General features: G+C 60.9%; 15 protein-coding genes and 1 pseudogene. 13 read left to right on the top strand and 3 right to left on the bottom strand.

The features are described from left to right. The first annotated feature begins 171 nt into the window (after positions 1-171). From AC6UAL_RS02290 to AC6UAL_RS02280, 3 genes are all read left to right on the top strand, one after another. Positions 172-2,295, top strand: coding sequence for a ribonucleoside triphosphate reductase (locus AC6UAL_RS02290; protein ID WP_500681737.1), 2,124 nt, complete (start codon positions 172-174; stop codon positions 2,293-2,295). A gap of 85 nt (positions 2,296-2,380) precedes the next feature. Then, positions 2,381-2,590, top strand: a complete 210-nt coding sequence (gene nrdD / locus AC6UAL_RS02285; RefSeq protein WP_500681736.1) for an anaerobic ribonucleoside-triphosphate reductase — start codon at positions 2,381-2,383, stop codon at positions 2,588-2,590. After that, positions 2,591-3,289, top strand: coding sequence for an anaerobic ribonucleoside-triphosphate reductase activating protein (locus AC6UAL_RS02280; protein ID WP_500681735.1), 699 nt, complete (start codon positions 2,591-2,593; stop codon positions 3,287-3,289). A 201-nt stretch (positions 3,290-3,490) separates the two neighbouring features. On the opposite strand, the gene AC6UAL_RS02275 is transcribed toward AC6UAL_RS02280, so the two are convergent. Further along, positions 3,491-4,942, bottom strand: a complete 1,452-nt coding sequence (locus AC6UAL_RS02275) for a replication-associated recombination protein A (RefSeq protein ID WP_500681808.1) — start codon at positions 4,940-4,942, stop codon at positions 3,491-3,493. Between the two features lie 17 nt (positions 4,943-4,959). Further along, positions 4,960-6,597 (bottom strand): P-loop NTPase family protein, encoded by a 1,638-nt coding sequence (locus tag AC6UAL_RS02270; protein WP_500681734.1) that lies wholly within the window; start codon positions 6,595-6,597, stop codon positions 4,960-4,962. Between the two features lie 161 nt (positions 6,598-6,758). Here AC6UAL_RS02270 and AC6UAL_RS02265 point away from each other — a divergent pair, with 161 nt between their 5' ends. Beyond that, positions 6,759-10,031 carry an ankyrin repeat domain-containing protein gene (locus tag AC6UAL_RS02265; protein ID WP_500681733.1) on the top strand — a complete coding sequence of 1,091 codons (3,273 nt, stop codon included), beginning with the start codon at positions 6,759-6,761 and terminating at the stop codon, positions 10,029-10,031. Positions 10,032-10,225: 194 nt separating this feature from the next. Here AC6UAL_RS02265 and AC6UAL_RS02260 read toward each other — a convergent pair whose 3' ends face one another. Beyond that, positions 10,226-11,287: a tetratricopeptide repeat protein gene (locus AC6UAL_RS02260; RefSeq protein WP_500681732.1), complete on the bottom strand. Its 1,062-nt coding sequence runs from the start codon at positions 11,285-11,287 to the stop codon at positions 10,226-10,228. Between the two features lie 133 nt (positions 11,288-11,420). Between AC6UAL_RS02260 and AC6UAL_RS02255 the strand changes: the two genes are divergently transcribed. From AC6UAL_RS02255 to AC6UAL_RS02215, 9 genes and pseudogenes are all read left to right on the top strand, one after another. Then, complete coding sequence (locus AC6UAL_RS02255; RefSeq protein WP_500681731.1) at positions 11,421-13,268, top strand: hypothetical protein; 1,848 nt, start codon at positions 11,421-11,423, stop codon at positions 13,266-13,268. A 130-nt stretch (positions 13,269-13,398) separates the two neighbouring features. Next, positions 13,399-15,348, top strand: a complete 1,950-nt coding sequence (locus tag AC6UAL_RS02250; RefSeq protein WP_500681730.1) for a hypothetical protein — start codon at positions 13,399-13,401, stop codon at positions 15,346-15,348. 71 nt (positions 15,349-15,419) lie between these two features. After that, positions 15,420-15,554, top strand: a complete 135-nt coding sequence (locus AC6UAL_RS02245; RefSeq protein ID WP_500681729.1) for a hypothetical protein — start codon at positions 15,420-15,422, stop codon at positions 15,552-15,554. A 527-nt stretch (positions 15,555-16,081) separates the two neighbouring features. After that, positions 16,082-16,549, top strand: a complete 468-nt coding sequence (locus AC6UAL_RS02240; RefSeq protein WP_500681728.1) for a hypothetical protein — start codon at positions 16,082-16,084, stop codon at positions 16,547-16,549. A 282-nt stretch (positions 16,550-16,831) separates the two neighbouring features. Next, positions 16,832-18,601: an RHS repeat-associated core domain-containing protein gene (locus AC6UAL_RS02235; RefSeq protein ID WP_500681727.1), complete on the top strand. Its 1,770-nt coding sequence runs from the start codon at positions 16,832-16,834 to the stop codon at positions 18,599-18,601. Beyond that, positions 18,598-19,125 carry a hypothetical protein gene (locus AC6UAL_RS02230; RefSeq protein ID WP_500681726.1) on the top strand — a complete coding sequence of 176 codons (528 nt, stop codon included), beginning with the start codon at positions 18,598-18,600 and terminating at the stop codon, positions 19,123-19,125. The genes AC6UAL_RS02235 and AC6UAL_RS02230 overlap by 4 nt, the downstream gene beginning before the upstream one ends. Before the next feature lie 217 nt (positions 19,126-19,342). Next, a complete protein-coding gene (locus AC6UAL_RS02225; protein WP_500681725.1) occupies positions 19,343-20,563 on the top strand; it encodes an RHS repeat-associated core domain-containing protein in 1,221 nt (406 codons plus the stop codon). Between the two features lie 19 nt (positions 20,564-20,582). Continuing rightward, positions 20,583-21,068 (top strand): hypothetical protein, encoded by a 486-nt coding sequence (locus AC6UAL_RS02220; RefSeq protein ID WP_500681724.1) that lies wholly within the window; start codon positions 20,583-20,585, stop codon positions 21,066-21,068. Between the two features lie 320 nt (positions 21,069-21,388). After that, a pseudogene (locus AC6UAL_RS02215) lies at positions 21,389-22,477 on the top strand (hypothetical protein); the annotation flags it as partial.

The following is a 22,477-nucleotide window of genomic DNA, read 5'->3' as shown; positions in this document are numbered from 1 at the left end:
TACATTTCTTACACGCACACGCCCCTTGCGAGGCGGGTCGGTGACTGTGTCTCCGGAGGCTGAGCTAACCGCCGCGCCACGGCTTTTCAGCGCCCCGAAGCATGCAGTCCGTCCGGTTCTTCAATCGCTGTCGTGAGCACCATGAACATATAACACGAAACCTCTCTTACTATGTCCTCCAAAATCATCAAGCGCAACGGCAAGCGCGAACGCTTCGAACCCTATAAGGTTCAGCAAGCCATCGAGAAGGCGTACCACGCCTCTCAGGAAGAGTACAACCCCCTCGTCTATGCCAACGTGCTTGATGCGCTGAAGAATGAGGAGTATCTTCCCGTCGAGAAGGTGCAAGACACGATTGAGCGCGAGCTCATGAAGGCGGGGTCGTACGAAACGGCTCGCAACTTCATCAAGTATCGCTTCCTGCACAAACTGCAGCGCGAGCAGATCGCCGGCGTGTACGAGGGCAACACGTGGGTGGACTGCAAGCAGACGATTGAAGAGTACATCGGCAACACGGACTGGCGTATCAAGGCCAACTCGAATACCACTTACTCCAACGCCGGTCTCGTGAACAACACCGCCGGCAAGGTGATCGCCAACTACTGGCTCGATCAGGTTTACACCCCGGAGGAGGGTGCCGCCCACCGCAACGGTGACTACCACATTCACGATCTGGACTGCCTGACGGGTTACTGCGCCGGTTGGAGCCTGCGCAACCTGCTCAACGAAGGGTTCAACGGTGTTCGCAGCCGCGTCAACAGCCGCCCGCCCAAGCACTTCCGCGAGGCTCTGGGGCAGATGGCGAACTTCTTGGGCATTCTGCAGAGCGAGTGGGCCGGGGCGCAGGCCTTCAGTTCGTTTGATACCTACCTCTCTCCCTACCTCTTCAAGGATCAGCTTCCCTACGTCGAGGTGAAGAAGGCTCTGCGCAGCTTCGTTTACAATCTCAACGTGCCGTCGCGCTGGGGTCAGTCCCCCTTCACCAACGTCACCATCGACTGGACGGTGCCGCGCGACCTGCGCGAGCAGCCGCCCTTCTCCGGCGGCGCTCACATCTTTGAAAAGCTGCACGACGAGACGCTCGAGGCGCTCGCCCGCGAACGCGGCTGCGCGAAGCTCACGGCGATGACCTACAAGCACTTCCAGCCCGAGATGAACGTCATTCAGAAGGCTTTCTACGAGGTGCTCACCGAGGGCGACAGCACGGGGCAGCCCTTCACCTTCCCGATTCCGACCGTCAACATCACGGAAGACTTCGACTGGGAGGGTGAGAACGTGCCGCTGCTCTTCGAGAATGCGGCCAAGATCGGCTCGTCCTACTTCCAGAACTTCATCGGCTCGCAGTACAAGTACGATGAGAACGGCAACAAGGTCATTGACGAAGAGGCCTACAAGCCCGATGCCGTGCGCTCGATGTGCTGCCGCCTCCAGCTCGACCTGCGCGAGCTGCTCAAGCGCGGCGGCGGTCTCTTCGGCTCGGCGGAGATGACGGGTTCCATCGGCGTGGTCACCATCAATATGGCGCGCCTCGGCTACCTGTACAAGGGCAACAAGAACCTCCTCTACGCCAAGCTCGGCGAGCTCATGGATCTCGCCAAGAGCACGCTGGAGAAGAAGCGCGTCTTCATCACCGAGCTCTACGAGCGCGGGCTCTTCCCCTACACGAAGCGCTACCTGCCGCATCTTCGCAACCACTTCTCGACCATCGGCCTCAACGGCGTCAACGAGATGTTGCGCAACTTCTCCAACGACACGATGAACACGGCCACGCCCGAGGGCATTGCCTTTGCCGAAGAGGTGCTGCACTTCATGCGCGAGCGCATCCGCGGCTACCAGGAGCAGACGGGCAACCTCTACAACCTCGAGGCCACTCCGGCCGAAGGCACGACCCACCGCTTCGCCCGCGAAGACCTCAAGCGCTTCCCGGACATCATTCAGGCGGGCTCTCCCGGCCACCGCTACTACACGAACAGCTCGCAGCTGCCCGTCAACTACACGCACGACCTCTTCAAGGCGCTCAAGATGCAGGACAAGCTGCAGTGCTGCTACACGGGCGGCACGGTCTTCCACATGTACATGAACGAGGCCATCTCTTCGCCCGAGGCCTGCCGCGACATTGTTCGCAAGGTGCTGACGAACTTCAAGATGCCCTACATCACCGTCACCCCGCTCTTCTCGGTCTGCGAGAAGCACGGCTACCTGAAGGGCCGCCACGACTACTGCCCGCTCTGCGACGAAGAGCTCATTGCCCGCGTGCGCTCCGAGGAGCAGCCCGAGCTGCCGCTCTTCGGTTGAGCCCCGCAGGGCGCTTGCGCCTGAGATCTTATTCTATCCCCCGAATCATTCACTGAACACCAAACGCAACACAACCCGAAACACCATGAAAGACATCAAACCGGTCATCAAATCGGATGAGGAAATCCTCAAGGAACACGCTGAAGAGCGCACCCGCTGCACCGTCTACACCCGCGTGATGGGCTACCATCGCCCGGTGGAGACCTTCAACGCCGGCAAGCAGGGCGAGTTCGAAGAGCGTGCGCACTTCGAGGAGCCCGGCCACTGCTGCGCCTGCGACTCCATCCTCAAGTAAATGAGACAACCCGCCGACATCACACCGCTGACCTACCTCGACTATCCGAGGAAGGCGGCCTGCATCCTGTGGTACAGCGGCTGCAATCTGCGCTGCCCCTACTGCTACAATCCGGATCTGGCCACGGCGCGCAACAGCGACAGCAAGGATGTGATGGCCTTTCTGCACGAGCGCCGCGACTTTCTCGATGCCGTGGTGCTCTCCGGCGGTGAATCGACTCTCAATCCGGATATCCGGGAGCTTTGCGAGCAGATCAAAGCTCTCGGATATCTGATTAAAGTTGACACAAACGGGAGCAACCCCGCCGTGCTCCGCGAGCTGCTTGAGGCCAAGCTGCTGGACTATGTGGCGATGGACAACAAGATGCCCTCGGCACGCAGCTGGAAGCTTCCCGGCGGCGAGCGGCTCTTTGATCGCTTTCGCACAAGCCTCGCCCTGCTGCTCGATTCGCAGCTGGAGTTTGAGCTGCGTACAACGGTGCATCCCGACCTTCTCGACGAGGCGGATATTCTGCAAATGATACGCGAGGCGCACCACCTCGGCTACAACGGCACCTATTATTTGCAATTTTTCTTTGACACCGGCAACACGCTGGGCAAACTTCGCCCTCCCTCGCGGCGCTACGATCGCGGGCTGCTCGACGAGCGCAGCCCCCTGACCATCGGCTACCGCAACTTCCCCGAGGAGCGCTACAAGTAAGCGGCGCGGGCGCGGAGCCTCGGAGCCGCATGAACGCGGGGCTCGGCAAAGCTTCGGCGCGACCGAGCTCAACTGCGCTCCCGCATGCCGAAGCCCGTTTCGAGAGCTCGGCTGAGGCTCGGCTTCGTCACCGACGGTCGTCCGCAGGTGACCGGGACGTGACCAAGGCGAGCCCGGCTTAATCTTGCGCCGAGTGGGGGCTCAGCGCGGCTCACGCTCGCCGTCGCCGGTCGGCTTTTCGCCGTCGGGTCGGCGGGGCACGGGCGCAGCCTCCTGCTGCTCCCGCAGGCGCCGCAGGTATTCCATGCGCTCGCGGATGCGGAGCTCCAAGCCGTTGGACGTCGGGCGGTAATAGACGCGCCCCTCGGGCAGGTAGGCCTGGGGCACGAAATGATCCTCCCCGAAGTCGTGCGCGTATTTATACTGCGTCGCTTCTTCGGAAACGCCGCGCAGCTTCGCCAGCTTCTTGAGCGTCGGCGTCGCCAAGTGGTCGGGAACGGCCAGCGTCTTGCCCTCGCGCACGTCGCGCAGCGCCTCGTCAATGCCCAGATAAGCCGCATTGCTCTTCGGGGCCGTTGCCACGTAGACCGTCGCATGAGCCAGCGGAATCCGCGCCTCGGGCATGCCGACCATCTCGGCGGCGCGGGCGGCGTCCATCGCCACGCGCAGCGCATTCGAGTCAGCGAGGCCGACGTCCTCACTCGCGCAGATCACGATGCGCCTCGCGATGAAGCGAATATCCTCTCCCGCATTGAGCATGAAAGCCAACCAGTAAAGAGCCGCATCGGGATCGCTGCCGCGCATCGACTTAATAAAGGCGGAAATGGTGTCATAGTGCCCGTCGCCGGCGCGGTCATAGCGAATGGCCTTTTTCTGAATACTCTCCTCCGCCACGGCCAAGGTGACGTGAATCAGCCCGTCGGCATCGGCCGACGTCGAGAGAGCGGCCACCTCCAGCGCCGTGAGCGCCTTGCGAACATCCCCGTCCGCCTTGAGAGCCAGATGGTCGAGCGCTTCGTCGTCGACGCGCAGCTTCAGCATCCCCAGCCCGCGCTTCTCGTCGCTGACGGCGCGGCGCAGCAGGGCGACAATCTCGGCGTCCGACACCGGCTCGAGCGGGAAAATCTGCGAGCGCGACAGCATGGCCGAATTGATGGCGAAGTAGGGATTTTCCGTCGTCGCGCCGATGAAGCGCACCGTGCCCTTCTCCAAATGAGGCAGCAGCACATCCTGCTGCGCCTTGTTGAAGCGGTGCAGCTCATCGACAAAGAGAATCGTGCGCTGCCCGCGCAGAGCCATGCGCGAGCGGGCCTCGGCGATCTTCTCGCGTATCTCGCTCACGTTGCTCTCCACGCCGTTGAGCGTCACAAAGACCGCACTGGTGCGGCGCGCAATCACGAAGGCCAGCGTCGTCTTCCCCACGCCGGGCGGCCCGTAAAAAATGAGCGAGGAAAAGCGATCCGTCTCAATCGCGCGGCGCAGCAACTTGCCGGGTGCGAGCAAGTGCTGTTGCCCGGCCACCTCATCGAGCGTCTCGGGGCGCATGCGCGCCGCCAGCGGCATGGCCGGCAGAGACGACAGACCCGATGTATCCTGCTCGGGGCGCCGGGGCTCGCCGCCTTCGGCGTCATCGTGCAGCGCAAATAAATTCATCTGCTCCATGGCGACGATCAGAGGCGATGAAAAGCGGCGCTGAGCTGGTCGCGCAGGAACGGATAGCGAGCACGCAGCGGAGCGAGCGTCTTCTCATAGTGGGCAATGCGCATCCTCGGGCTGTTGTAGAGCTGGCGATACGCCGCCACGCGAGAAAGCAGAAACTCCTCAATCGCCCCCGTAATCGCCGATGCAAACACCGGGGAAAAGGCCTCCAGATCTTTCGTGGCGTCGCGGCAGATGCGGCGCAGCGCCAGCCAATGACCCAGCGTTGCCGCTCCCCAGACCAGCGCCGCGAAACAGAGACAAGCCGTCGCCACGGCCGTCTGCCCGAAATAACCGAAGAGGCCGGCCACCAGCACCGCCAGACATATCAGGCGCAACGCATTCATCATCCATGCGGCACAGCTCTTGAAATGCACGCGCAGCTTCTGTTGCAGGCGATAGTCGCTGAAGGGTCGGTAAAGACTCCTGACCAGATTGCTGCGCACCCGCAACAACTCCGTTGAAAGATCTTTCTCCGGGAAGTCGCCCAACTCGTAATCAATGCCGGCCAGCATGCGCGGACGCACGCTGCGCCAATGCGCCTCGCACGACGCCACAAAGCGCGCATCCGCCTCTTCAAGGTTCTGCCAGAGCTCGGAAACCAGAGATCGGTAGGCGGCGAGCTCCGTCGCGCGCGCAAAACAGTCCAGCCGCAGAAGCGTCACCGGAGAGTAAAAGAAGCCGAACGAGAAACGAAGCCGGCGCAGCAAGCGCGGGCGCCCGCTCTCAAACGTGCTCACGAAGTTCTCCACCCAAGTCTTGAGTGCCGCCATCTGATGCGAGCGGAAGTTTGAAATCTCCGTCTCGATGCCGTTGAGGAAGTCGACGTTCGACGACATGACGCGCGCGCGGTTGTCCAGCACGTCGCAGATGCTTTTGTTGAGGGTCGCTGCCGCCTGCCCGGCCGCCCGAATCACCTTGCGGACGCCATCGGGACCGTCGAGAGCCTCTTGAACACTCTCGGCAAAGGCCTCCCGAGACTCCGCCTCGTTGGGAGAAACGAGCAGCGCGACGGGACGCATCTTGAGGCGATCACGGCAGAGCAAGCGAATGCTGCCCTTGATCCGCAGCAGCTCCTCCTTCTCGGCCAAGTCGGTAAAGGTGATGGCCAAAATCACGGCTCCGACCTTGCCCTCGGCCTTCTGCAGCATCTCCCAGCACGGAGAGCTCTCCATCGTGCGGCAATCAAGCGTCGCGATGAGCACGTCCGTACGCGGGAAGAGGCTTTCGATGCGCTCGGCGCAAACGGCATCTGCACAATCCGCCGTATCGACAACCTCGAGCCCTTCCAGCTCATCCTTCGGCAGGAAGCGGGAATCCGACAAATCACCATCGGAGCATCGGAAGCGCCAGCGAACGCATGCGCCCGTCACGGGAGCGCGCAGAGGGAGCTCCGATCCGAGCAGCCCTGCCGCCACGCTCGATTTGCCGCTTCTCGGCGCACCGATCACCATCACGCGCCGCTCCGGTTGCAGAGCCTCCAACGCCCGCACGAGCTCGCGAGCCTGATCCGTGAAACGAGCCGCCTCCACACTCTGCCAGAAGTCGAGCACGTGGTGAGCCCAGTACCTCACCAATCCCTGCCCGGCTGTGTATCCGCGTTTAATCATGCTCGGCTTTATTATAAAGTGAAGATCGGAAAAGTCCACCGTATTTTTTCGTTTCTGCGGCAGCATGCACACAAACGCCACCCCTTCGGTTGTTCATGCCGTGCAATCGGGTTGACATGAAAAAAAGATAAGGTAAATTCATCACAAAACACGACTTGAACATGCCTTCCCCCCTCTCGCCGAACCGACCTGCGGACCGCACGCGCCGCCCCTCGACCTTCTCTATGCGCAGCCTCCTCATCGCCATCGCGCTGACGGGAGCGGCCTACGCCCAGCAGCCCCCCGCCGCCGAGGCGATACCCGCTCCGCAGGCTCCCGCGGCCGAAGCGACGCCTGAGGTTCTATCACCGGAAGAAATCACGATCGCCGCGCTGGTCGATGCTCTCACCGATGACGATACCGGGCGCGTGGCCGCGCTGATCAAGGGCGGGATTCCCCTTGAGGCAAGGGATCCGGAGGGCTACACGGCTCTGTTGCGCGCCGCCTCCGAGCAGGCGGAGCTCTCTCTTCCCCTGCTCCTTGAGGCGAAGGCTGAGCTCAACGCGCGCGATTACTCGGGAGCGACGGCACTGCTGATAACGGCTCATGAGGGCTATCGGGAAATGGCTCTCGCTCTGCTCGACGCGGGCGCCGACCCGAGTCTGGCGGATCACACGGGCAATACGCCGCTGATGGAAGCGGCCGTAGCGGGCGACCTGCGCCTGACGCGGGCGTTGATCGACGCCGGAGCCCGTCTCGACGAGCAGGACGAAAACGGCATCACCGCGCTGATGTGCGCCGTGGAGAGCGGCTATCCCGAGATTGTCGCCATGCTGCTCGACGCCGGAGCCTCCGTCGCCCCGCGCGAATACCTCAGCGGCGCGACGGCCCAGCTTCTGGCCGCCACCTACGGTGATATCGAAGCCCTCAAATTGCTGCGCGCCCACGGTGCCAAAGCCGATGAGGTCGACCATGCCGGCAGCAATTTATTGATGTTGGCCTCTCAGGGCGGGCAGCGCGAAATGGTGGCCTATCTGCTGGCCGAGGGTGCTGATGTGCATGCCGTGAATGCAGCGGGGCGCACGGCTCTGCAACATGCCGTATCGGGCGGCGAAAACGATTCCGCCTCCGCAGGCCCGGCCTTGGCCGAGGTCGTTGAGTTGCTCATCGGAGCGGGGGCGGACATCAATGTGCGCAGCTCTCTGGGCGTCACGCCGCTCATGGACGCTGCCCGCAGCGGCTACGTCGGCGTTATCGCCGAGCTTCTCTCAGCCGGGGCGGATCCCAATGCCGAGGCCAACGACGGAGCGACGGCTCTCGTCTACGCCGCAGGCTGCAACTCGCCTGAGACCATCGACTTCCTTCTCAAGGCCGGAGCCAAAATAGACGCCTGTTCGCTCAACGGGCAGACCGCCCTGCACAATGCGGCGCTGGTGGCCAACGAAGATCTCATCGCGAAGTTGCTCGACCGCGGGGCAGACATCAATGCGCGCGACGCCCGCGGGCGCACGCCGCTGATGGTCATGCTCTCCTCGCAGTTCCTCTCCATGTTCTACAGCACGGCTCTGGAAACGCCGGAGGTGTTCAATCAGGGCGCCGTCTCCTTGGACGATGTCAGCGAGCTGCGAGCGACGGACATACGCCGCAGTGCCGAGCTGCTGCTGGAGCGAGGGGCGGATGTCAAGGTCAAGGACATCGACGGGATGGACGCGCTGATGCTCGCGGCCGGGCACGGCAATCCCGGCCTGGTGAAGCGCCTTCTCGACGCGGGCGCCGACCCCAACACCGTCAAGACGGACTGCTGCTCGGCGCTGATGATGGCTGCGGCCTGCGGCAACGCGGAGTGTGTGCGCCTGCTGCAGGAGGCCGGCGCCAAAGTGGGCGTTCCCGACGGCTCGGGTCGCACGGCTCTGCACTTTGCGGCGATGGGCGGCGACCCGGAGTGCATCAGGCTCATTCTCAAATCAATGGGTCAGGATAACATCGACGTGATGACGACGATTCGCCAGACGCCGCTCATGCTGGCTCTGCGCGCCGGACACCGCGATGCCGCCGCCGTGCTGCTGGAGAGCGGGGCCGACTTGAAGCTCCGCGATATGTCGGGCGCCACGCCGCTGATGCTCGCGGCTCAGGCACATTCGCCGGAGTTGATCGAGATGCTGCTGAAGCACGGCGCCGATGTCCACGACCACGACTACCTCGGCCGCACGGCGCTGCACCGCCTCTGCACCAAGCCGGTGTTCCCCGATATGCCCAACCTGCTCTGCCAAGTCTCGACGGAGGAGTGGGAGTTCGGCTTCGGCCCCGACCGCATGCGGCCGTATACGGCGCACGATGCCTCGGCCAGCGCTCGCCTGCTTCTGGAAGCGGCCGGTACGGCAGAGACGATTTCCCAGCCCGATAATCAGGGCAACACGCCTCTGATGGCTGCGGCCTCCAACCCGAAGTGCGTCAGCGAGCTGCGCGAAATGCTGCGCTTCCGGCGCGAGACGAACAACGCGAGTTCCCCCATCTCGCTCGACAGCGGCGACAGCCGAGGGACGACGGCGCTGATGAAGGCTCTTGCCGAGGGGAACACCGAAGGCGCCGCGCTGCTCGTGGCCGAAGGGTGCAGCCTGACGCAACGCGACCACGACGGCATGACTCCCCTGCTCTACGCTGCGGTGGCGACCTCGGGCGATATGGTGCGACAGCTGCTGACGAAGGGCGCCAATGCCAATGAGACGGATTATCAGGGACACAGCGCCCTGATGACGGCGGCAGCCGGGGGCAACATCGACTCCGTCAAGGCGCTGCTTGCGGCCGGGGCCGAGGTGAACGCCCGCGACGGCGAGGGGATGACGGCTCTGATGCAGGCTTCCTTTAAGGGGTATGCGGACGTCATTCGCGAACTCCTCCGATGCGGCGCACGGACGGAGCTCTGCGCCGGTTCGGGGCAAACGTCGCTCATTCTCGCCTGCACGGGCAAGAGTGAAGAGGCGGTTCGGGCTCTTCTGAACGGCGGGGCTGATCCGAATCTGGGCGATGTGAATGGTCGCACGCCCCTGATGTACGCCACGCTCTCCTCGAAACCGGGCGCCGTCCGCCTGCTGCTGTCGGCCGGAGCCAAGGTCAGCGCCGTCGACAAGACGGGCTTCACGCCGCTGCACCACGCGGCTTTTCAGGGGCGCAGCGACATTGCGGCGCAGCTCGTAGACGCCGGAGCCCCCATCAACAGGCGCGATCGCAACGGCTATACGCCGCTGATGTACGCGGCGATGACGGGCAACATATTCCTGTTGAATAACTTTCTGAAGGCCGGAGCCAACCCGCACGCAAGAGCCCTCAACGGCGCTTCCGCATGGACGATAGCCTGCGAGCGCTACCACGGGCCGAACGAGCAGACGCGCAAGGCAGAAATCCGCCAGATTCTCGAGAAAAACGGCGCCAAGCCGCGGCCTTGGAATTTCCGCTGACGGCGGCAACTCCGCCTCGGCTCATCTTCATCACAAAGCAGGCGGTCCGGCGGGCCGCCTGCTTTATGGCGTCGACGCAGGCCGACTGAGTTGGCCGACCGAGCCCGCGAACAAAGCCTGCGGGCGGATCTTCGGCCGACGGTGCCGACGGAGTTTCGCAAGAGCCCGACAGCGCCGGCATCGCGTCGTCGGGCTCAAAGCTCGGGGGCCTTGGTGAGCTTCGCGAGAAGAGCGGCAGCGTCGGCATGTCCGCCCCTTGCGGCCACATCGAGATAGTGCAAGGCCTTAGCTAGGTCGGCAGGCAGGTGCGGCTGCCCGGTCAGGTAGAGGCAAGCCAGTTGGAACGCTGCCGCCGGGTGCGCCGCATCCGCGGCCTGCCTGAGATACAGAAGCGCGTCGTAGGGCGTGTAGGCGCAGGCTTCTCCGGCATCGTAGCTGAGCGCCAGATTGTAGGCGGCCTGAGCCAGCCCGGCGTCGGCAGCCCGGCGGTACCAATGCGCCGCCTCATCCGGATCGACGGGAACACCCTCGCCCCGGTCGAAGCAGACGCCGAGGTTGTACTGAGCCTGAGCAAGCCCCTGCTCTGCCGCGCGGCGAAAGAGCGCCGCAGCCTCGGCGGCATCCTTCTCCACGCCGTTGCCCTTGCTGTAGCAAAGTCCCAGTTCAAGTTGGGCGGGCGCGTAGCCGCCCTTGGCCGATTCGCGCAGCCAGCGCATCCCCTCCGACGCATCCGCCTCGGCATCGCCGGTTCCCAAACCGTGCAAAAGTGCATCAGCCAACAGGTACTGCGCCTCATGCACCCCCTGTTTTGCGGCCTTGAGCAGCCAACGCAGCGCCTCAAGGACATCGCGCCCGCACCCCCTCCCGTCGAGCAGAGCGTAGCCGAGGCAATACTGAGCCTCGGGCACCCCCTGCATCGCGGCCGCACGATACCAGTGATGAGCCTTCGCCGCATGGCGCGGAACGCCGCGCCCCTCATCATAACAGACAGCTAAATTGTACTGAGCCCGCGCATGCCCGCGCCCGGCAGCTCTCCGCAGCCAAGCCGCGCCCCTGCGGGGAGAGGATGCCCCGGCCTGAGCCGAGACAAGACAGGCGCCCCATTCCGCCTGAGCCTCGAGCTCTCCGGCGCGCGCCGCGGCCAGCAGGCGAGCAGCTCGCTCGGCATCCTCGCAAGCAGCCGCCAGCCGGGCTTCTGCGTCGCCGGACAGAGGCTCCGTTGCATCATCTTCGGGCAAATCAACCGTCGTCACCATGCCCTAGGCTACCCGCCCCGTCGGCGAATGTCAAGTCGCGAAAATGCGCGGCGATAGGCTTGCGTGGGCAACGGTTCAGAAGAATAAACATCTCTCTTGACGGCAACGGCAAATCGGCTAAAATGATACTGTTATGAAGACATCCTCCCTCTTGTTTTCCTTGGCTGCACTGGCGACGCCGCTCATGGCTCAGCCCAACGCACCGAGCCGGCTTCAGTTCGCCGGCACCATCGCCGCCGTTGAAGTCCCCTGCCCGCCCCTTGCAGCGGCAGAGTCGGAGCGCAACTGCCCGGCCTTGTCTCTGCTGGTTCCGGAAACCGATTGCTTCTTGGCCGTGAATGATTTGTTTGCCCTTGCGAAGCTGGCGCATGCGGATCAGAAGCTGATTGACAGCGGCTTCTCCGGGCAGCCCCTCAGCCTGGCCATCGGCACCCGCGGCTCCAATGCCAAAGTGCTCACCACCGCACTACAAGCCGCGGCCATCGCCGAGATGGATCGCCTTCCCCGAGGGCAAGCGCGAGCCGCCGGAGTTCTCAGTCGGCTGAGGGAAATCGCCCCGCAGAAGTTGCAGCCCGTCTACATCGTCTTTGCAGGCAACCCGGCGGATCTCGAAAAACTCGCCCGACTCTTCGATGCACAGGTCGAACGCATGATCAACGACGCCCGCCGCGAATTCTCCCCGGATCTCATCACCCGAGAAGGCAACAGCGATATCAGCGTGATTCGCCTCGATCTCACCAAGCTTCCGCCCGCCGACAAGGTCTCCGCGGCGGACTTCATGCGAGCCGTCGGCTACAAAGACTCCCTCTACCTGATCCGCAGCATCGTCGACGGCAAGCTCCTCATCGCCTTGGCCAATGATCCGGCAGACGTCGAGGTGTCGACGCGAGCGGAAGATTCGCTGCTCGGCACGGACAAAGTGGCGCTTTCCGCCGAGAGTCTCGGTGCCGAGTTCGGCACCTTCCTGTACATGTCCCCCGAAGTCCTGCGCGAAACGGCCGCTTCCCTCACCGCCGTTCTGCGCCACGGCCAATCGCAACTTCGGGAGCTGGCCAAGCCCTCGGTTCAAGCCCCCTACGAACGACTCGTCGAAATCGGCCTGAATCTCCTTGCCCCGGCTGTTGCAAGTGACAAAGCCTTCACGGCCGCATGCTGGTTCGACGGCAACCTGCACGTGCAGATGCAGGGCGACGCAGGCGGCCTGTCGGCCGCCGAAAGGCCCCTGATGAGTTTGTCGAGCAGCGTGGAGCCCCGGACAATCGTCTACGCCGAAACGACCGGCATGAAGCTTCAGAGCCTGCCGAGCCTTGCGGAAGCCGCAGAGATCGCCGACGCCCTCCTGCTGGCGCATACCCGAGGGAGCGAGCTTGAAGAGTACCTCGCGCTGCGTCCCTGCATCAGCGAGGGGATTCGCGCGCTCGGCAAGCTGGGGGACGGACTTCGCGGCAACGGCGCGATCGTCGTAACGACGGAGCCGAAGCTCGGCGCCGCCGGGGCTCTCCGCCTCGGGGTTGCCGACAAAAAAGCCCTGACGGAAGGATGGCAGCAGATGCTGCATGCCGTCGGCAAGGGGCTGAGCGTCACAACCGACATCAACCCCGACATCCTAAAGGTCTTGCCCTTCACCTCCGGCTCGGGAGCCGCAGGGACAACCGCATACACGCTGCAACTGCCAATGGCCATGCCGGAAGGGCTTTCGCCCCAAGTTCTCGTCGGCGATGCTCAGCTTGTGATCGGCAGCAACCGCGAACTCAACGCGCGGATGGCCCCCAATCCGACCTCCCCCGTCTCGTTCTCGGGAGCGCTTTTCCGCTTCAACCCCGAGGCGCTCCTGGACGCGATGATACAATCCGGAGCCTGTGATCCGCGCGCCGTCTCCGACTGGCGCCGGGTATGTCGCGTCTTGGGCGATGTCACGGCAGCACTGCGCATCAAGGACGGCTCCATCAAGCTGCGCCTCGACGCATGCATAAAACGCTGAGCCTCTGCACCGTTCACCTTCCGCGCGCAGCTCCGCACCGACTCGGGAATGCGGAGCTGCGCGTCATGCGGACGCCGCGGCGGCGTTCGATGCTTTACAGCAAGGGAAAAACAGCTACAATAAGGGGGATATGAAACTTCGCCATACTCTGCTGCCCCTCGCCCTCCTCACGGCCCTTGCCGGGCCCCTCATGGCCGACGGAGGCAAGGAAGCGCCAATCGCCTCCGCCGTCGCCGCCCTGCAGGCGCCACAGCCCCGGGCGATGACGCCGGCTCAAAGAGCCGAGACCTTTCCGGCAGCAGCTTTCATTCCGCCGCAGGACGGTCTGCTTCTGGCCTCGGCCACCGGAGCCCTGCCTCGGTATGTCCTCGGCTCGACCGAAGGCAGCATCGCGCTGAGCATCCCGCACGAAAACCTCGAAACGCTCGCCCGCGTGATCGCCGCCGTCAGGGCGGAGGCGGGCGATCTTTGGCCGGCGGGAGACTCGACCAAGCTGTATATCAAACCATGTTATATCGTCGTTACCCTTCCCGACGAAGAAGCCGGGAAGTATGAAAACGACCTGCGCCGGCTGCTGGAGCACGGCAGCCTGCTGCTCCCGGAAATCTGCAGCCCCGTTCACGTGGCCGACATGTCAGGCCTGCGCCTCAATCTCGCCAAATTGTGCAAACCCAACAGCCCCGCCGCCTACGCCCGCGGCGACCGAGACTCCGGAGAGGCGAGTGACGTGGCCTATCTCCTCCTCCGAAGACAAGGCAACAGCAGCATCATCATACTCTGCTCCGATCCCGGGGAAATCCGCCTCGCCGAAACGCCCGAGGAATCCGTGCTGGCAGACTCGGCCGCCGACCTTGCGGATCGTGCCCGCCGGGGGAACCCGCAGTACATCGCCGCCGTCTCCCCCGCCTTTCTCCGCAACTACGGAGGCCTGCTCGGCGACGCGCAGCGCAGGAACTTCGACGCTCTGATCGACGCCATCGTGCATTCCTCGTGGCGCGGTGACAGCGAAGCCGCCAAGCGTTTCAAACAGTGCGCCGACAAACTGTCGGCGCAGTTGATGCGCGTCGCATACCCCATGACCCATGCCGAGAAGCCTCTCACCGTCGCCGTCTGGAGAGACGGCAGTCAGCAGGAGCAAAGCGGCGATTGGCATGTCGACCTGCGCTCGGATGCCTGCGGAAGCAGCTTTGCGCCCGCCCCCCTGCGCTTGACTTCGGCCGCAGGGCGGCCCGAGACCGTCCTCTACGTCGAATCCGCTCCGCTGACGCTGCCCTTTCTGCCCTCCGCTGCCGAGTTGACGGCCACGGGAGAAGAGCTTATCGACCTCTTCCTCGCAGCACAGGGCGCGCAGGACGAGGCGGAACAAGCGCGTGATTCGAGCCGCTTCGACAAGCTGCGCCCCGCCCTGACGGACATGCTTCAGGCGCTGGCGACGATGCGCTCGGGCTTCAGCGGCAGCGCCGCTCTGTTGCTGGCCGAGCACCCGGAAAGCCCGTTCGCGCTCAACATCTGCGCCGACCTGAGCCGTCACGACGCGCTGACGGCCGGCGCCCGGCTTTTCGATGACGCGGCCAAGCGCACAGGGGCAGCCCTCGGCGCGGATTCCGTCGCTTGCTCTCTCGCTCGCCTGCTCGAGCCGGGAGAACGGAGCCTGGAGTCCCCCCTGCCGGGCGGCTTCGTACCCACCCTCAGCGTGAGCGACAAGCTTCTGGCCTTCCGCAGCCACCGAGAGACACCGCAAGGCGCAGCGCAGGCCGATGCCCCCGCCGTCGACTTCGCCGGAGCGGTCTTCTGCTTCCGCCCGGCGGCCATCGGCCGCATCATCGGTCGAATCACCGATTCGCTCAATGCCTGCGAGCCGGCCTTCTACGCCATCGAGACCGTAGACGGACGCAGTGATGAGCTCATCGACGAAAACGCAAACGCCGCGGAGGCGGACGCGCCGCTGTTGCAGACGGAGGCCGACGCAAGCGCAGCGCTTCCGGAACCGCAGCCATGCGACACGGAGAGCATCTCGGGAGCTCTCGATATCTCCGAGGGCTACTTCAGGCTCCACCTGATTGTGAAGCCGGCACCCTGAGGATCTGAAACAGACCCGATAATTCACCTGTTCCAGTTTCGCCGCATGATTTGCTCAATGTATTACGCAATATGGATTTATCTCAAACGCCTTGGGTTCGAAATGCATTGAATGAATACGGAGTTCAGGAAAGCAACAAGGACAAGATAAATGAATACGCAGATGCTTTGCCTGAGAACATTCGAGACATCAGCAAACAAGGATGATGCTAAGACCATGTAGCTTAGGGTTAATTTGTTTTTTGGTAATAACGGTGGGGGCACTCTGCGCGTGCGAATCTCCTGCAAAGAACAGTCGTTTAGATGCTCATTCGACCCACGATGAAAATACGGGCCATTGGTGGGAAGAATTGCATACTAAGGTGTGCAGCTTACGCGGTGTTTATCAAGCATCTGATAAAAGCTCTCTCTTGGTCGTCATGCCGATTGTTGAGACTTGTTCCAAGAAGGTACGTGTTGTATCCTATACGGTGTACCGCATTCATTATTCCGCGACAGATGATCGATGGAATCATACGGAAGAGAACGGACTATGTATGGATGAGGCTGGTCTGAGGGACCGAAACGGCACACTGCGGTATCGTCTCTTGCTGTCTGATAACCAACGTGGTGAGGCCGGAATGCAAGACATTCATAACGGACAGTGCTTTATGAGACAGCCCACATCAGTGCAATATCATAAATGTGTTCTGGTTCCGGAGAAATTCGTTGCTCAGGCGAAGGAGATATGTTACATGAAGCAGATTGTTCCCGGTTCAGAGGTTCGAGCTTCGCTTGCTCCTTGGGATGCTTCTGGTGTGTACTGTTATGACACGGCAGATGATGATACCATAGAGATTGGTCTCAGAACGCCTCATTATCCCAAAGATGTGATTGTCATTTTGCCCTGCAAAAACAAAGGAGAATTCTCTTTTCTGCATATTTGGGACAAAGGGGAGGACGGCGATTACGATGGCATACTCACACCCTACGGTTTCCAATATACTGGTGCGAGCGCGGTCAGGATGGATCATCTCATCATGAGAGACGGATATTTGCAAACAGCCCAGGGACAATGCGTGTGCAGCATCCAAGTGAGCGGCAGTAAAGTGATTGGATTGTGGCGGCTGAATGACCCCCGATACTCGGATGGAGGCAAAACTTCATATTATACAAAACAGGCGATAGATTTTTCAGCCCCTTTCCAACCCTGTGGTGAGTAGATAAGCTGGCAATGGACGTACTCTACAGAAATCAGCGTGTAGCATGTTGACACGCGGCCCAAGCTGCGCGACTATAGATTCCTACCGCGACACGCGAAGAAAGCGGCCCCATCCCTGCCCACCGCCGAAAGCTCGGCGGTGGGCCTTTGCCTTCCGGCGGAGCGCCTTCGGAGGCACGAGCCGGAGGAAGAGAACCGAGTCCGGCTTCCTCCCGATGTCGCGAAAACCAAAGACGGCGGCTTGACAAGCACGCAGGACGTCGCCTATACTAACGATAACAGCATGGCCCGACTGCACAGCGAAAACATCCCCACCTCCACCCTCGCGGCAACCGCCCGGGGCGTGGATGGCTTCGTCACCACGCAGACCGACCATCAGGGCATCACCGGCACCTTCACCCGAGCCTACACCGCCACGGGCATCACCCGGACCGCCACGGACGGCCGCGGCAACACCACGACCACGCACACCGACCTCGCCGGGCGCAGCATCAGCAGCACCGACGCCGCCGGCAACACCACGGCCACGGTCTATGACGAGGACTTCGACCAGCCCTCCGTCGTCACCAACGCCCAGGGCAAAACCTCCTGCTACAAGTATGACATCCGAGGCCGCAAAGTCGCCGAATGGGGCACCGCGATTCAAAGCCCCCGAAGGCTTGTAGGGGGATTAGACAAACGCGCAGCATTTGCCCGAAGGGCGAGGAGCCGTGGGGCGGCTCCGAGTCAACCTGCTCTCTTCGGCTACGACGATGCCGACAACCTGACCGCGCTCACCACCTTCCGGGCCGACAGCGGCGACATCACCACCGACCCGACCGGGCGCACGGACGGCGACACAACGACCTGGGCCTACCACCCCGCCGCCGGTGTCGAACTCAGCAAGACCTATGCGGATAACACGCAGGTCGTCAAGACCTACGACGGCTTGATTCGGCGCCGCCTCACGGCTCCGAGTCAACTCACCGCGGCCACCCTTGGCACGGACGCCTACAGCTACAGCGAAGATAAAGCCCCCGACGGCCGTAAGGGGGATTGGACAAATGCGCAGCATTTGCCCGAAGGGCGAGGAGCCGTGAGGCGGCTCCGAGTCAACATCTGCGAGGTCTTCGGCTCGGACGGTTATATCAAGACGGCCTACACCTACACGCCCTACGGCTCCGTGACAGCCAACGGCAACGTCACGCAGCCCATCCAGTGGAGCAGTGAATACAACGACAGCGAGCTCGGCCTTGTCTACTACAACTACCGCCACTACAACCCGGCGGATGGGAGGTGGACGGGGCGGGATCTTCTGCCGGAAAGACGAGGGAAAAACTTGTATACATTTGTTTCCAACTCACCTTGGCGTAAAATGGATATTTTGGGATTGGCACCCGAGATTCCTCTGGACATTCCTCACAGGTGTACGAAGTGCCGGAAGCACGTGTATATTCTGATCGGGGGTGCCAAGGACTCCAAAAGCGAGAGGATGTTTCAGCTATATGACGAGATACTAAAACCGACAGTCGCGTGTTCATACTATTATTGGACTTCGTGCTCTGATGTATTAGACGCAATCAAGAATTACAAAGCCGTATGTCCCGCGAGCACAATCATCCTCATTGGTCATAGCTATGGAGGAGATACGGCCATGGATGTTGCTGAAAGGCTTCCTAGGGGCTCTAAGGTGGTCTTGGTGACGCTGAATCCTGTAAGTAACTATGACTTATGCAATTACAAAGTAAGTCCGCCTGACACAGTTGAGTATTGGATCAATGCCTATGTAGCAAAAGGTCCTCAAGATACGCTAGCCGTCATTCCGGCGGCCGGGTCGTTCGTTGCAGGCGTAATTACTTTCATCACATTTGGCGGATTGGACAACACCGTTGCCTCTCTCGGCGGCAAGTGGGGCCATGAATCCGGAGCAAATGTGAATATCGCGTTTAGTTACTACGGGAATATCGGACACGGGGATGCTCTGAGTTTATTTACCAAAGCGGGTTCAGGAAATGAAATCGTTCAAGCTAAACTTCAAACATATTTAGAACAACAAGAAAAAACGAAGCGATGAATAAAAATGCAGCTCTGATGATCTCATTAGGTGTGACCTATTGCTTGCTGGGGACAGGGTGCCTTCAGAATAACTCTCATCCGTTCCGTAGTTGGTTTGGAGCCGAGGGTTGCCAACCTACACTACTAACGAGGGAGATTAAGCTACTCGATTCGAGCGGTAAACTTCCTAAGAATTTCCGTCTGCGGATCTTTCCCAATCATGGAAAGGGGATCATCTCGACTCCCTACTTCTCTGAATTTAAGCGCATGGAGGTAGAACTTACAGGCACGTATGGTTATTACTTAGACAGTGAGGATGGGTGTATCAAGTATGATAAAGATTCGGATCCTAAGTTTGTGACGGTGCGTGAAGATGGGGTGGTGCACATCTCGTATCCAACCTATTTCCCGAAGGAGTTGGAGGTTTTTATTACAGCAAAAGAAACCATAAACGGTGAAGAAAGGACTTTCTCTGACTTCTTCACCATCAAGGATTTGCCGTGCGGTAAGGAAGCTCCCAAAGTCATCGTTGCCGAATACTGAGTAAGCCCTAACCGTTCAAAGCAGCGTCTACACCTTATCGGAACGTTCCGATACAGCGGCTGATCCGTCTCGGGTCAGCCGCTTTTTGGTGCGATCGAGCAAACACGCGTGCGGCGACTTCCTCCGAAGCCCCTGAGCGCCGCATTTTGACACGCGGCCCAAGCTGCGCGCCTACAGATTCATACCGCGACACGCGAAGAAAGCAACAAGCGGCCCCATGCCGGCGCCGGAGAGTAAGACCAGGAGCGGCATCGTCCTGCGGGGCATCTCGCCGGGCGGCTTGAAATCCTGCGCCAACCGGTCCATCCCCTGTCCACCGCTGAAGAGAGAAAAAACTCTCGGCGGTGGACATGCGCGTCCCGGCGGAGTTCCTCCGGATCCTGTAAACGCTAACGAATGCCGCTTGACAAGCAGCCCCGCCGGCGCGTATGATACCGGCAGCCCCGTGAGCCGACTGCACACAGCCCCCCTGCCCTTGACTCATCCGCCGCATCCCGCGCGGATGGGGAGTGCCGTCGCCGCCCTGCGCCGCCACGCGCCTCCGAGTCAAAGCCCCCGAAGGCTTGTAGGGGGATTGGACAAATGCGCAGCATTTGCCCCGAAGGGGCGAGCCGCCGATGGGGCGGCAGCGAGTCAAATCGCCCGACGGTCCCGCTTGGGGCGCCTGCGTCAGCAGGCGGTAAGGGCGATTGGACAAACGCGCAGCGTTTGCCCGCAGGGGCGAGGGCGCAATGGGGTGCGCCCGAGTCACCCCATCCGGTGGAGCAGTGAATACAACGACAGCGAGCTCGGCCTTGTCTACTACAACTACCGTCATTATAATCCAAACAATGGCGCATGGCTGGGGAGGGACTTAATCACAGAACAAGAGGGACTAAATCTATATAGCTACGCGGCAAATAACGGTGTTACGAACAGTGACCATCTAGGTCTTTGGTTTGGACAGCAACAGGATTCCTGTTGCTCAAAGTGTCGCGAAAAAATGAAAGAAAAAATAGATATATACGCATCCGAAATAAAGGAAATAGAAGATCATGGGTGTTCCCTTACATTCGCATGTAAGAATCTTTCTTTTCAAGGAGGAACCCGTAGGACAGATGCGAGATTAAATCCGTTTTCTGAGATTAGTATTAAGATAACAATTGATTGTAAGACAGGAGCGGAGCAATCCCTGAATTCACCTGAAGATACTTTTGGTCATGAACTTGTGCATGCAAAAGATCATTGCTTTGGCAAGATAGGATTTCGTTGCGAGTCGATTATTTGTACGGAAATTCGAGCGTATTCAGTGGGCGGTTGCAAAGGGCTTCAGGGACAACACTTGATAGAATGTCTTAAAAGACGGGTTCCTGCGTCTGCGGATGGAGCCTGTTGGTTTAAGGATAAAGACGAAATAGCTGATATGATAGAGCCTATGTATGAGCAATGCACGAAGTGAAATTTTTCAGATATATCCTATGTTTAATACAAATAGAATCATCCGCCTTGCGTTAATCTTATCGTGTTATACCCTCACTCAATGCCAGCAAGTCAGCCAGCAAATCTGCTACGCATCGGTTTTGCCGAAGGCGAAACATGTGCAGGTGGTCAAGACAAGCCCGGACTATTCATCCCGAAAAGTTCTCTTTGAGATGAAGGATGGAGAGACGAGCGACGATCTTCAGAAAAAATTATTGGCAATCGCCTGCCGACAATCTGCGTACATATCTTCAACGGGGTTTTGTTATAATCCTCATCCTTCTATGTATTCACACTTGGACATCGAGGTCGTTGATGGTGACGGGAAGTGCATCAAATCATTCTCTTTGCTGAATGACAACGTCTTCTCCATCGGTGAAATAGAAAGTCGGTGGTTCGGAGAACCCGATCTTCGGGTTCACCATTTGGATGAGTACTTCACGGAAGAAGAGAAACAAATTATTCTTATGAACTTCAAGATCTAAAATTGAGGATACTGATTCTAAGCCTTATCGAAACGTTCCGATACAGCGGCTGATAAGCAACTACAGAGACATGCCGGAGCTGGAGAGTAAGAGAGGCAGCGCCCTGCGGGGCCTCTCGCCGGGAGGCTTGAATCCTGCACCAACCGACCCATCCATGCCCACCGCCGAGCTTTCGGCGGTGGGCATTTGCCTTCCGTCGGAGCGTCTTCGGGTGCTCGAGCAGAGGAGGGGAGCACGGCGGGCTCCCTCCCGATTCCACGAAAGCCAACGCCTGCTGCTTGACAAGCACGCAAAGCATCGCCTATACTAGCGATAACAGCATGGCGCGCCTGCACACCGAAACCATCCCCACCTCCACCCTAGCGGCCACCGCCCGGGTCGTGGATGGCTTCGTCACTACGCAGACCGACCATCAGGGCATCACCAGTTCCTTCACCCGAGCTTACACCGTTACAGGTGTCACGCTGACTGCCACGGACGGCCGCGGCAACACCGCGACCACGCACACCGACCTCGCCGGGCGCAGCATCAGCCGCACCGACGCCGCCGGTAACACCACCGCCACGGTCTATGATGCGGCCTTCGATGCGCCCTCCGTCATCACCAACGCCCAGGGCAAAACCGCCTGCTACAAGTACGACCTGCGAGGCCGCAAAGTAGCCGAATGGGGCACCGCGATCCAAAGCCCCCGAAGGCTTGTAGGGGGATTGGACAAATGCGCAGCATTTGCCCCGAAGGGGCGAGGGCGCAATGGGGTACGCCCGAGTCAAAGCGACCGAGGGCTCGGAGAGAGCTTGGACAAACGCGCAGCATTTGCCCGAAGGGCGAGGAGCCGTGGGGCGGCTCCGAGTCAACCTGCTCTCTTCGGCTACGACGACGCCGACAACCTGACCGCGCTCACCACCTTCCGAGCCGACAGCGGCGACATCACCACCGACCCGAGCGAGCGCACGGACGGCGACACCACGACCTGGGCCTACCACCCCGCCGCCGGTGTCGAACTCAGCAAGACCTACGCGGATAACTCTCAGGTCGTCAAGACCTACGACGCCAACAACCTGAACCAGTACATCTCGATTCAGGAAGGTACGGCAGAAGCCTTCGTGCCGACCTTCGATGCCGACGGCAATCAGACCAAGGTCAAGACAAGCACCGGCATCTGGAACGTCGTCTACAACGCAGAGAACCGCCCCGTGACCTTCACGAGCGAAGACGGCGCAACCGTCGTGGAATGCACCTATGACAAAGCCCCCGACGGCCGTAAGGGGGATTGGACAAACGCGCAGCGTTTGCCCGAAGGGCGAGGAGCCGTGGGGCGGCTCCGAGTCAACCTGGGCCGCCGCCACACGCGCAAGATCACGGTCAACGGCAGCGTCACGAACTACCTGCGCTACATCTACCGGGGCTAC

Origin of the sequence: Candidatus Parakkermansia intestinigallinarum, assembly GCF_944389695.1 — a bacterium.
Classification (GTDB): Bacteria; Verrucomicrobiota; Verrucomicrobiia; order Verrucomicrobiales; family Akkermansiaceae; genus Akkermansia; species Akkermansia intestinigallinarum.
The sequence above is the reverse complement of the archived record's forward strand: the minus strand, read 5'-3'. Positions and strand labels throughout refer to the sequence as shown.